12 protein-coding genes are annotated in these 13,088 nt (G+C 39.2%); all 12 read right to left on the reverse strand.

What is annotated here, in order from left to right; genetic code table 11:
* Nucleotides 1–63: 63 nt before the first annotated feature.
* Entirely contained in the window at nt 64–1,347 is a 1,284-nt protein-coding gene (locus tag WQ54_RS00715; RefSeq protein WP_046510648.1) for an MFS transporter, read from the reverse strand.
* Between the two features lies 1 nt (nt 1,348).
* Nucleotides 1,349–2,308 carry a sugar kinase gene (locus WQ54_RS00720; protein ID WP_046510650.1) on the reverse strand — a complete coding sequence of 320 codons (960 nt, stop codon included), beginning with the start codon at nt 2,306–2,308 and terminating at the stop codon, nt 1,349–1,351.
* On the reverse strand, nt 2,305–3,075 hold the full coding sequence (locus tag WQ54_RS00725) for a sugar phosphate isomerase/epimerase (protein ID WP_046510652.1): 771 nt from the start codon (nt 3,073–3,075) through the stop codon (nt 2,305–2,307). The genes WQ54_RS00720 and WQ54_RS00725 overlap by 4 nt, the downstream gene beginning before the upstream one ends.
* Nucleotides 3,076–3,229: 154 nt before the next feature.
* A complete protein-coding gene (locus WQ54_RS00730) occupies nt 3,230–3,976 on the reverse strand; it encodes a T7SS effector LXG polymorphic toxin (RefSeq protein ID WP_046510906.1) in 747 nt (248 codons plus the stop codon).
* Nucleotides 3,977–4,338: 362 nt separating this feature from the next.
* The gene (locus tag WQ54_RS00735) at nt 4,339–5,661 is read right to left on the reverse strand and encodes a peptidase (protein ID WP_231597419.1); all 1,323 of its coding nucleotides are present in this window, start codon (nt 5,659–5,661) and stop codon (nt 4,339–4,341) included.
* Between the two features lie 34 nt (nt 5,662–5,695).
* Nucleotides 5,696–6,358 (reverse strand): 3-oxoacid CoA-transferase subunit B, encoded by a 663-nt coding sequence (locus WQ54_RS00740; RefSeq protein WP_046510656.1) that lies wholly within the window; start codon nt 6,356–6,358, stop codon nt 5,696–5,698.
* Between the two features lie 195 nt (nt 6,359–6,553).
* Nucleotides 6,554–7,252: a CoA transferase subunit A gene (locus tag WQ54_RS00745; RefSeq protein ID WP_046510660.1), complete on the reverse strand. Its 699-nt coding sequence runs from the start codon at nt 7,250–7,252 to the stop codon at nt 6,554–6,556.
* Between the two features lie 15 nt (nt 7,253–7,267).
* Nucleotides 7,268–8,605, reverse strand: a complete 1,338-nt coding sequence (locus WQ54_RS00750) for an aspartate aminotransferase family protein (RefSeq protein ID WP_046510662.1) — start codon at nt 8,603–8,605, stop codon at nt 7,268–7,270.
* Nucleotides 8,606–8,651: 46 nt separating this feature from the next.
* Complete coding sequence (locus WQ54_RS00755) at nt 8,652–8,924, reverse strand: YokU family protein (protein WP_046510664.1); 273 nt, start codon at nt 8,922–8,924, stop codon at nt 8,652–8,654.
* A 24-nt stretch (nt 8,925–8,948) separates the two neighbouring features.
* Nucleotides 8,949–10,346, reverse strand: coding sequence for a lysine 2,3-aminomutase (gene ablA / locus WQ54_RS00760; RefSeq protein WP_046510665.1), 1,398 nt, complete (start codon nt 10,344–10,346; stop codon nt 8,949–8,951).
* A 239-nt stretch (nt 10,347–10,585) separates the two neighbouring features.
* On the reverse strand, nt 10,586–11,437 hold the full coding sequence (ablB, locus tag WQ54_RS00765) for a putative beta-lysine N-acetyltransferase (RefSeq protein WP_046510667.1): 852 nt from the start codon (nt 11,435–11,437) through the stop codon (nt 10,586–10,588).
* 13 nt (nt 11,438–11,450) lie between these two features.
* A complete protein-coding gene (locus WQ54_RS00770) occupies nt 11,451–12,845 on the reverse strand; it encodes a sigma-54-dependent Fis family transcriptional regulator (RefSeq protein WP_156177604.1) in 1,395 nt (464 codons plus the stop codon).
* Between the last annotated feature and the right edge of the window lie 243 nt (nt 12,846–13,088).

Raw genomic sequence — 13,088 nt, forward strand, 5'->3', positions numbered from 1 at the left:
AACAATCGGGGTACAGTTTCATTTTGGGTCATCCTCTTTTAATTGCTATTCCTTTTTAGTCGATTATGAAGCGACTATCTTACCGCTTTTTGTATCCTGTGGCTTTTTTGCCGCATTTACCGCCCATATGGTAAACAGTGATGAAAGCAACAGCGATCCTGCCATAAAGATATATGATGCGCCAAAACTTCCTGTTGCTCCATTTAAATATCCGACAAAATAGGAGCCAGCAAACGAACCAAGTGCACCCATGCTATTGATCAATGCCATTGCTCCGCCAGCTACATTTCGCGGCAGTATTTCTGGAATTATCGCAAAAAACGGACCGTATGGAGCATACATTGCACCGCCAGCGATAATTAATAAGACGAATGATAACCAGAAGTTGCTTGTTCCAACTAAATAGGAACCATAGAAAGCCAGTGCTCCAATTAATAAAAACGGCCAAACAAACGCTTTTCTGTTTTGCAATTTATCTGAGAAGTGCGAAACCGTTAACATTAGGATTATGGACAAAATATAAGGGACAGATGAAAGCCAGCCTGTTTTAACGATATCCATATTTGGTGCAGCCTTAATAATGGATGGCAGCCACATGACAAAACCATATACTCCGACACTCCATAACGCGTACTGAGCACATAATAGAATAACTGCTTTCGACTTAAATGCCTCTGCATAATTTTTAACCGGTTTCAATCCTTGCTGTTCTTTCTCAAGCTCTTCTTGAAGCAATGCTTTTTCACGTTTTGAAAGCCATTTTGCCTCTTTTGGTTCATCACTGACGACTTTCCACCAAATAAACGCCCAAATGACTGCTGGGAGACCTTCAATAATGAACATCCATCTCCAGCCATATGCTTCCAAAAGGTAGCCGGAAACAATCGACATCCACAAAACTGTTGCCGGATTACCTAATATTAAAAAGGTATTTGCACGAGAACGCTCTGCTTTTGTAAACCAGTGGCTAAGAAAAACAAGCATAGCTGGCATCACTGCGCTTTCAACAACACCTAGCGTAAACCTAATGACAACTAACCAACCAATATGGCTAACAAGGCCGGTGGCAGTTGCCAGTCCGCCCCATAAAATTAGTGACCAAAAAACCAGCTTTTTCGCACTTTTATTTTCCGCATAATGGGCTCCAGGAATTTGGAAAAAAAAGTAGCCAAGGAAAAACAAGGAGCCTAATAATGAGGAGATAGCAGGTGTTATTTGTAAATCCTCTGCCATACCTGCTGCTGCACCAAAGCCATAGTTTGCACGATCTAAATAAGCAAGACTGTACGTAATAAAAACAACAGGAATTAATCGAATCCATCTTTGTTTGGCTAATTTGTTCTCCATTTTACTTCACTCCCTGTAAATGGTTTTTCATATATTTCTCTAATTGATGACTAGTTGGATAACCATCATTGTCCCCAGGTGATTGGACAGCCAAAGCGCCAATGGCATTCCCTCTTCTTACAGCCTCAGGGATTGAAGTATTGTTTAATAATCCGCTGATTACCCCAACTGCAAACCCATCGCCGGCGCCAACCGTATCAATTATTTGTTCAACTTTACATCCGTTTATTTTTCCTTCATCGCTTGCTGTTTTATAATAAGCCCCTTCTTCACCAAGCTTTATTATGACTAACTTGACGCCCTTATCTAAATAATAAGAAGCAATATCTTCAGGGGCCTTGTAACCGGTTAAAATTTCACCTTCAGATTTCCCTGGTAAAAAGATGTCTGTTTGAAACGCTATTTTATTTGTTTCCTTCACCATTTCTTCTGAAGACTGCCAAAGTGACGGTCGTAAATTCGGATCAAAGGTTACACTCCTGTTATTGCTTTTCATTATGTTAAGTGCATGTTTTGCAAACTCCCTTGTCTCGCTGGACAATGCAAGCGGAATTCCGGTCATATGCAAATGCCGTGCTTTTAAAAAATAATCTTCCTGAAGGTCATTTACACTCATATGACTTGCTGCAGATCCTTTACGAAAATATTGTACTTCAGGATCTCCTTCTGCTACCTTTGACTTCACTTGAAAACCTGTTGGGTGAATTTCATCTACGAGAACATGATCAATATTAACATGCTCTTCTTTTAATCGTTGAATAATAAATTTTCCAAACGAATCATTGCCAACCTTGCTGGCCCAACCTGAATGAAGGCCTAATCTAGCAAGGCCAATCGCAACATTTGTTTCTGCACCGGCAAGACCTCGCGTATAATGATTTACTTCATGAAGCGGACCTTTTTCATCAGCCATAAACATGGCCATTGCTTCACCAAATGTAATAACATCAAATTGATTCATATGATAACCCCGCTTTCTCTAAATATTGCTTCTTGAACCAAGTTAATAAAATCCTTTGTTTTTGAAACTGGATCAATTGGAAACTCCAATGCCTTTGGCAAATGATTCGGGAAAAAATTTACTATTTTTCGCCACTCTGCGTCATTTGTATCGATAAGCGGCAATGTCACGAGAGAACCTCCATGATTTTCAACATGCTTTAGATGCAGATAACCTACATATGGAGATAGCTGTTCAAGAGCTTTTGGAATCGATTGTTTTGCATAATACCAATTTCCGCTGTCAAATGTCATTTTTACTGATATATTTTGATTCAAAGCGTTTTCAAAAAAGGATTTTAATCTTTCAACTCTGCCTCCATGCTCCGTTTGGTCATTTTCAACAAATAGTTGGATAGATTCATTTCTTACTAGATTCTTTAAATCACTAAGGTTCGATTTTTTAGGGGAATAATATCCTAATGAGACTTTTACCCAATTGGCTCCTAGAAGCTTCGCCTCCTCAATTGTTCTTTGAAGAAGCAGTTTATTTAACGTATGGTCTGCTTTCCATACTTCTACAGGAGCAGAGAAAACAGTAAATAATTGTTCGTTTTCAATTTCCCTTCTTATTTGTTCAAAGGCTCCATTCCCTTCAAGAAATAATTCTCTTCGGATCTCAATGCCGTATGCACCAGAGTGTGCAATATCTTTAACAAATGCTGCCTGGCCTTTCTGAATCACTTCATCTCTATTAAAAGCATTTAATGGAACAATTACATTATTCATGGGCAATTCCTTTCAGTTTGTTTATAAATCGGTTTAGTAAATCGGTTTATAAACAGTATAAAATAGATGTAAGCGCTTTTCAAGATCTTTTTCTCATTATTTTTCATAAATAGAAAAAAACCTTAAAAAGTATTAGCTTTTCAAGGTTTTACTTTCATTTTTCTTTTTCTGTTTTTAACTGATCCCTGAAATTGGTCAGTTCTTCTTTATAGGAGAGATACTCCTTTGCTTGCTGTTCAGTATCTTTTTTTAACTGGAATACATTGCTTGCTTTGTATGCTTTAGAATTGAAATGTATGGGAGAGATCTGAACTCCTTGACTTGAGGCTTGTTGGAGCTGCCGAAAAAGCGAAGTCACATATTCTTCGTCTCCATTTATTAAATGGTATTCGCTCATAAGTTCACGATCCAAGTTATCTAATGAAGATAGTGTTTCTCTTCGCTGCTTTTCAGCACGATCCTGACTTTCTTCAAAACGATTGTTTGAGAATGCATCTATTTCAATTAAATCCTCTATCTTTTTAAGAATTTTTGTTAATTCAACATATTGGTTTAAGACAATTTCTTCAGAGAGATTTGCTCCGTTTGGCAATTCATTTTCAAGAAATGGAACATGGATGACCGTGTTTCCTGCTAAATCTAGGTCTTCTATCGTTCCTTCAATACCCCAAAAAAAAGCAATCCGTTTATTGATAAGACGCAGCCACGCTTCTATTACATCGATTTGAGCTTGATAAAACCCTTTAACGGCCTCAGCGCCTTCCCCCTTAAAATGTTCTCCCAAATTCACGACATTCCAGCATTGCTTTTTTACTTGTTCAAGGTTATCGCGAAGTTCCTGGTACTGCTTGGCCCTTGCTTCCATTGCTTCAATTAATTTTTTTGCTTCAAAAACCCTCACAGGTACCTTTCCCTTCTATACTTATACATTTTTCATTTTTTTAGGTAATTAAAATTTAACTAGGTTTAGGTAATATTATACAGGGGTATTTCCATTCAACATATGGACCAATTTTCCTTAATCCCTTTACATGATAAGTACTATTTTCATCCATTAAAAGTAGGAAAAAGGTATGTCACAAAAATATCAACATGATATGAAATGAGGGGATTGCTCTATTTTTTGGAAATAAGAAGTGGAACTGGAAAGAAATATTGAAGATCGATTGTTTTTTGAAAAAATAAACAAATTCCTTAAGAGAAACAAAAAAATGAACCATCCTCCTTTTTGAAGATGGATGGAATAACAATTAACCTATTTTATTATGAACTAATGTCGTTAGCTTGGGACAATGTTTTGCAAGAATCAGGAGGTGTTCCACACCAGTCCACGATCGTTAGCGCAATAATTTCTGCGACTTCAAACACCTTATCAATCTCAATATACTCATTTGGGAAATGAGCTTTCTCTGTAACGCCTGGACCAAATACAATCGTTGGGGTAGATCCGACCTTTGTTAGCAATCCCCCGTCTGTCCCCCATGGAGAAGCTTCAATCACAGGTTCATGGCCCAATACCTCACGAAAGCTTGCTGATAAATACTTGACTAATTTGTGCTCGATATCAATGGAACCTGGAACCCATCTTGCACCAAACCATTCAATTGTAACTGGATGCTCAGAAAACCAGGAATCGATTTCCTTAAGTTCGTCCATCCAGCTTTCTAACTCATGCTTTGCTTCCTCCATTGTTTCTTCTGGAGAAATCCCCATCCGCCCTTCTAGTTTAACAAGATCTGCAACAGATGATGGCCAATCTCCTCCCTCAATTTTCCCAACATTTATGGGCAGCGGTATTGGGATTTTACTGTAAAGCGGGTCGGTAATACGTTCATTTCTTCGCTTTTCCAGCTTTCCTATATGTTCAACAACAAGCAGGGCTTTTTCTATTGCGCTAACTCCCTCATACCTTGTACCTCCATGAGCTGAGCGTCCTTTCACATGAGCTCTAAACCACATTGATCCTTGCTGCTTTGGAAAGATTCTCATGTTTGTGGGCTCAGGAATAATGGCCGCATCTGCCTTATAGCCTCGTAAAATAGCAGCTAATGTTCCCAAGCCTCCACTTTCCTCCTCAATGACACTTTGAAAAATAACATCCCCCTTCAAAGGAATTCCAAGTGCACGCAGAGCTGACAAAGCTAATAAAAGAGAGACATTACCGCCTTTCATATCCGTTGCTCCTCGTCCATATAATCTTCCATTGCTGATTTCACCGCTAAACGGATCATATTCCCATTGCTGGTGATCTCCTTCAGGTACGATATCAATATGACCATTTAATATGAGGGAACGCCCTCCGCCGATGCCTTTTAGCAAACCTACAACATTTGGACTCCCTTTAAATTCATTGCGCGGCGAAGTAAAATAGGGATGCTTTATTACTTCATCCCCTTCTGGCTCCCAAACATCAACCTTCAAGCCAATTTTATGCAAGGTTTTCATGACAATTTTTTGCGCTTGAACCTCATTTCCTTGTGTGCTGGCGGCCTTTACTAATTTTTGCAATAGCCTAATTCCTTGTTCACGATTAGCAGTTAACCATTGGTTTATATGGTATTTCAGCATCTTACGTTCCTCACTCAACCGACTCATCCCCTTTTATATGTCCCTTATCTTTTTATTTCACCACGATGAGATTTTCAGAAATATTTAAAGCGGCGCCAGTTTTTTGAGCAACTTCTTCTGCTGTAAACGGAGCCATCACCTCTTTTAAAAGCAGACCATGATTTGTCACTTCTATTACAGACATATCCGTAATAATCATGCTGACACATTCCTTGGCTGTTAAGGGCAATGTACAGGATTGTAAAATTTTTGGTTCTCCTTTTTTGTTACAATGATTCATAATAACAATGACTTTCTTCGCTTTTTTTGCCAGTTCCATTGCTCCGCCTATTCCCGGTACTCTTTTTCCAGGTACAATCCAGTTGGCTAAATCGCCCTTTTCACTTACTTCAAGTCCGCCAAGAATCGTAATATCCAAGTAACCAGAACGTATCATTCCAAATGCTGCAGCACTGTCAAAATAGGATGCTCCAGGGGTTATGGTTACAGGAAAACCTCCTGCATTACATAAAGTTGGATCCTCCTCTCCTTTTTCTGGTGATTTTCCCATGCCGAGAATACCATTTTCCGCATGAAACATGACATGTACATCTTCAGGGAGATGGTTGGGTACTAAAGAGGGAATTCCAATTCCAAGATTAACGATCATCCCATTTTGAATTTCCTGCGCAGCTCGTTTAGCGATTCGGTTTCTAATCTCTTTATCCATGCTCACTCTAATCACCTCATTAAATAAAAGCGCAAGCTCCTTGATTAGCCTTTGGCAAATTAAACGCTCATGAATAGAAGGCGATCTTTGCTTTCAACTCATGAGTGGCTTAGCCCTAGAGAGGCAGTTGCTGAAGCTATACCCCTTGGAGTTAGTTCAAAAAGTTATCGTTTCTTTTCTCATCACTTTTCCAACAATTCGCTACTCCCAAGCCCACTTCCAATCAACTCCATTGCTTTGAACAACAAGATCTACATAAATCCCTGGCGTCACAATCTTTTCCGGATCAATTTCACCCATCTCAACGACTTCTTCCACCTCTGCGATTGTAAACCTTCCTGCCATGGCAACTAAAGGGTTTGTGTTCCTTGCACTTGTTTCATAAATAAGATTGCCAAAGGTATCGGCTTTTTTAGCATTTACGATGGCGATATCGGCTCTCAGCGCGGTTTCCAGTAAAAACTCCTTGCCATTCACCATTACCTTTTGCTTGCCTTCCTCTACCATGCTATCAAGGCCCACATCGGTTAAAATCCCGCCAAGACCAACACCACCAGCTCGAATTCGTTCCGCTAACGTTCCTTGCGGAGAAAATTCAACCTCTAATTTTCCTTCCATCATCAATTGTCCTGCGATTGGATTTGAGCCGATATGGGATACAATTATTTTTTTGGCTCTGCCTTGGCTTACCAGACGTCCAATACCGATATCAGGAAATCCGGTATCATTTCCGATCAAAGTTAAATCCTTTATCCCTTTATCGAGAATACCATTGATTAATGATGGCGGATTCCCAATTCCTCCAAAACCGCCAAACATGAGGGTACAGCCACTATGAATATGTGATAATGCTTCTTGGAGGGACGCTATTTTATTGATTGATTTTTTTGGAGTTGTCACTGTCTTTTCCCCCTATCAACCTAATTCTTTTTGAATTTCTGCTACTGTCTCTTTTAAAAGATGTACTAGCTGATCAATTTCCTGTTTTGTTATAATAAAAGGCGGAGAAATAATAATTGCATCACCATGTACTCCTCCATCACCCGCTGAAGCAGGGTAAATTAGCAATCCCTTCTCCCGTGCTCTGTCAACAATTCGGCTTGTGACTGTTTCAGTTGGGCTGAATGATTGCTTCGTCATTCGGTTGGCCACAAACTCTACACCAATCATCAGCCCTTTTCCTCGCACATCCCCTATTATGTCAAGTTCTTTGGAAATCCCATCCAATTTCTGCAGTAAATAATTGCCGTTTTCATTCACCTTATCTATCAGTCTATGTTTTTCAATATAATCTAATACTGCTAAAGCAACAGCTGCAGACTGAGGATTTGCACTATAGGTATGACCGCTCATAATCGAACCGGACCCTTTTAATATTGGGGTCATCACCTTCTCACTTGCAATGGCAGCTGCCATCGCGGTATAGCCTGCACTCATTCCTTTACCAAGTGCAATAATATCCGGCTTGATGCCCCAATGATCCATCCCAAACATTTTCCCTGTGCGCCCAATTCCTGTCATCACTTCATCGGCTATAAATAGAATATTATATTGTTTACAAATTTTTGAGATATGTTGATAATACCCTTCTGGCGGTACAATAACCCCGCCTGCAGCACCTACGAGTGGCTCAGCTATAAAGGCTGCTATATGCTCGGCACCTATCCGCTTTATTGCTGTTTCTAAATCATTGGCACAGCTTAACTGGCAGTCAGGATAAGTCTTGTTAAACGGGCAGCGGTAACAATATGGAGCCGCTGCACTTGGAAAGTCTTCCAGCAGCGGTACAAATCGTTCTCTGCGCTTGACATGGCCTGACATTGATAATGCACCTAGGGTGATACCATGATAGCTGATGAATCGTGAAAGGATTCTTGTTTTTCTGTAATCTCCTTGCTCCTGCCAATGCTGAATCGCTATCTTCATCGCTGTTTCTGTTGCCTCTGATCCGCTATTGACAAAAAATGACCAGTAATCTTCATCAGCATCTACAAGTTCATTTAGTTTTTGGGCCAGCATCTCTGCAGGCTCCGAGGTAAACTGTGAACGATACACAAACGAAACTTTTTTTGCTTGAACTTGCATGGCCTCAATGATTTCCGGTACCCGATGGCCAATACTTGCTGTTACAGCACCTGAGGAACCATCGATATACTTTTTACCAGTGTCATCATATAAATAAATGCCATCACCATGGGTGGCAGTTGGATAAGCCTCTTTCATCATCGGTTTAATCAACAACGAACGTTTCATCCAAGTCACCGATTCCTTTCGTTTTAATACGGGCCATGTCACTTAGCTAAAACCGAAAATAATTCCTTTTTAAAAATTTCGGCTGCGCCATTAATGCTTCGTATGTGATTCCCTTGCCAATCTTTGTTGTATCAATTAATAAGAGTTGATCTTCGAGCTGCTGAATCGTCTCTTCTGTTTGATATTCCATTCCGCATGCCGTACACTTCATCCCCGGTGTTTCTGTTATTTCAATCGCGCGGGTACCGTCTGGCAACTCCCAATAGACGGTACAGGTGATTTCAAAAGCATCCGATTTCTCACACCATTCACAATTCATTTACAAACCCCCTTACCGGCTCATTCATTCTTTGCTATTTTCCTTTTTTAATTGTGCCTGATATTTTTTCTCTTTCAGTTCATCACGCTTTTCCCGTTTTTCTTTTAAGGTTGAAAAGGTTGGGCTTTGTTTAAAGCTTTCTCTGCGGTTATAACGATCAAGTGTCTCTGGTACAAGATTAAATTTTTCATCGTTTAACAAACCGCTGATTCCTGTTTTAGATGGCTTTAGATCATGGGATTGATAAATGGATTGAAAATAATCATCCGCCCGACCTGGAACGTAATTTTCCGGTTCAGGATAGGTGGTAATAACCCCTTCAAAATTACGAAGAACTGTCTTTGTCGGACTTTGAGAAATCAAGTAGTTCGGTTGTAAGGTAATTTTCCCGCCGCCACCAGGTGCATCAACCACAAAGGCTGGTACTGCATAGCCGCTTGTATGTCCGCGTAAACCTTCGATGATCTCAAGCCCTTTGGAAATCGGTGCACGGAAATGGCCGATCCCTTCGGAGAGATCACATTGATAGATATAGTAAGGGCGGACCCTTATTTTTACTAAATCATGCATTAACTTTTTCATGATCGGAACACTATCATTGATCCCCGCCAAAATAACGGCCTGATTTCCTACAGGAACTCCTGCATCAACAAGCATTTCACAAGCCCGTTTTGATTCCTCTGTTATTTCAATCGACGTGTTGAAGTGTGTATTCAACCAAACAGGATGATATTTTTTCAAGATATTACAAAGATTTTCGGTAATACGTTGCGGAAAAACAACCGGTGCTCTTGTTCCAATCCGGATAATTTCTACGTGAGGAATATCACGGAGATTTTTTAAAATGTACTCAAGAATATTGTCATTAATTAATAACCCATCACCGCCTGAGAGCAGCACATCACGAACTTCAGGTATATTTCGAATATAGTCAATGGCTGCATCTAATTGCTTTTTAGGAACGCCCATTCCAATCTGACCTGAGAAACGTCTCCGCGTACAATAACGGCAATACATTGAGCACTGATTTGTAACCAAAAATAACACGCGATCTGGGTAGCGATGTGTCAAGCCTGCAACAGGGGAATCCTCATCTTCTTCAAGCGGATCCTCTAAATCATATTTTGTTTTGTAAATTTCTTTTCCAATTGGAACGGATTGCATCCGAATTGGACATCTTACATCATTGGGATTCATTAAGGCTGCATAATAAGGAGTAATGTTTAGCGGAATTGTTTTTGTAGAAATCCTCACCCCCTCCTCTTCTTCAGGTGTGAGGTCAATAACTTTTTTTAAGTCATCCAGTGTACGAATGGTATTAGTAAGCTGCCATATCCAATCATTCCATTTCTCTTCGGGTACATCTTTCCACAATTCAATGTCTTTCCAATGGCGCTGCGGTTTATATAAATCATGTAGCATGATTATTCCCCCTTTTTTGCTGTTCACAATTTATCTTGCAAATTTCGTGCCAACAGCTATATAAGGGGGCAAGGCCTTTAGGAATATTGCTACTTCATGCTTTTTTACAATTATCTTCAATAACCAGATATAATTCTTGGTTTCACTGCTGAATTTTTGGCATATCTAAAAGATGAATCTGTCTTTCTCCCGCCAGGAAATCGGCACTATGCTTAAAAACCGGCAGATCATGTGTTACTTCACTTTTTTGATAAATCCTTTACCCATACATTCATATCCTCTAACTTGTCAAATATATAGCAGTTGTTTGTTAATCTGCCGTTGTATTCATAACCAAGCTGATAAAAAGCGGCATTCATCCCAAAAGAAAGGGCACGGGCAATCGAAAAAGAACAAAATATACCGTTATTCCTTAATTCATCTTCAAGCTGAATAAGGAGTTTTTTCATCAATCCATACTTTCTATGATTCGGCAATGTCGCACAATCTGTAAGTTCTGCATGTGAGAAAGTTTTGTTGATATCTGCAGAGGCAGCACTAACTAGCTGATTGTCACATTCGACAATATAAAAAATGGTGCCTGACCTAATCATTTTTTTGACATATTCCGAGTCATTCATAGGTGTTGGATAAATGGCAAATACAGTCCCATATAATTTTGCAAGCTTATCAGCATCCAGCTCAGCTGCTTTCCGGAAGTGATATCGCTCAGGGATTACTTCAGCATCTTTCGGACTTTTTTTCTTGATCGTTTGAAGAACCTCATTCTCTTCAATCCAATATTTACTAGTTCTTCGTTCGACATCTTTATAACAGGTCATAATATAGCTGTCAGTGCCATTGAAATAACCCTTTATAATCGCCTCTAATTCGAACCCTTTTGATAACAGCTGCAGCCAATGCTCAGGCCTTGCAAAAAAAATCACCTTGGTAAACGTGTTCTTATTTACCAGCTGATCAAGCTCTTCTAAAATCAGTGACATATTTCCCTGATAATGATCGACACGAAGGCGCTCATTAAAATAATCAAGATAAAACTGGAGAGTGTAATAAGGGGTTTTTTTGTTTATCGTTTCATAGGGTGGATTCATTCTTATCCTCCTTTCACGATGTCGGTTCTACTACTATTTTATATTTTTTCATTTTATACTGAAGTGTTTGTCTGGGAATTTCTAAGATTACTGAGGCTTTGAGGACATTCCCCTTTGTCTGCACTAATGCCTGTTGAATTAACTTTGCTTCTATCATTTCTACCGTCTCTTTTAATGGTTTTAGGTTTATTTCTTCTTCTTGCGATGTTTCTTTTAAAAAAACAGGTAAATCTTTTATTGTGAGGATATCACCTTCAGCCATATTCATCGCATACTCAATTGTATGTTCTAATTCACGTACATTCCCTTGCCATTGATGTTTTACAAGCCTTGATAGCACCTGATCATCGATATGGATGACCAGTTTATTAAATAAATAATTATATTTTTTAATAAAATGACCGACTAATAATGGGATATCTCCATCCCGCTCTCTTAATGGGGGAAGCTCAATAAAAAAGACATTTAGACGGAAAAACAAATCAGAGCGCAGCAACTTCTTTTCCATACAGTGGTAAGGATGTTCATTCATGGCAACGATAATTCTAACATCCACAATATATGACTCTGTACCACCAACTCTGCGGATAACGCCATCCTCAAGAACACGTAATAGTTTTGCTTGAAAATCCAAGGGCATCGTATGAATTTCATCAAGAAAAAGCGTTCCTCCATGGGCAAGTTCAAACAACCCTGCTCGATCAACTGCACCAGTAAAACTTCCCTTTGTCGTACCAAATAAAATGCTCTCTAATAATGACTCCGGCAAAGATGAACAGTTTTGAGCAATAAATGGACCAGATTTACGTAAAGAGGCATTATGAATAGACTGAACAAGCAACTCCTTTCCTGTTCCGGTTTCTCCATAAACCATCACAGGTGAAGAACTAATGGCAGCCCTTTTACCTTGATTAATCACCTTTTTCATTGAATCACAATTTGTAATGAGGTCATCCCAATTATATTTAGCGCCAGATGACGATACAGGTTTTCTTTTTTTATTATTCATTTTTTGCTGAAGCTCAAGCAGTTTTTCTGAAAGTTGCTTTACTTTTGTTAAATCCTTGGCAATCTCAACCGCTCCTGCAATCCGATTTCCTTCTTTTATTGGAATCGTTGTATTGACAGTATCAATCAATTGTCCTTTGCTATTTTTATAGGTTTGGGATTGTTGATAGATCGGTTTGCCTGTTTCAATCACTTTCAAAAGGGTGCTGGTTTGCCTTGTTAATGATGGAAATACGTCAAGAACATGCTTTCCAAGCACCTCATTAATTTCAACTCCATCATGCATTGCTGCAACATTATTATAATAGATCGTAATCCCTTCTGAGTTTACAGCATGAATTGCTTCATCAATACTTCCCAAAATCGCTTCTAACATCTGTTTTGTTTCAAATGATTCCAAAAACATCCCTAGTCCACCTCGTTTTCAAGCAAGGTTATTCCATTTTGTAAATGCCCTTTATTTATAGTTATTAAAACTTGATCATAACTATTCTTTCAGATATAAAGCGAGACTCCATCTGAGGATGGTTAGCGAGACTTATCGGATCTTTACGGACAGTTAACAACACTTATCTTGTTAGATTACCTTGAATCTAAAGAAACGTTTACTGCCCGTTAAGATGGGATAAAGCGAGACTCCATC

The organism is Bacillus sp. SA1-12 (assembly GCF_000981385.1).
GTDB lineage: Bacteria > Bacillota > Bacilli > Bacillales > Bacillaceae > Metabacillus.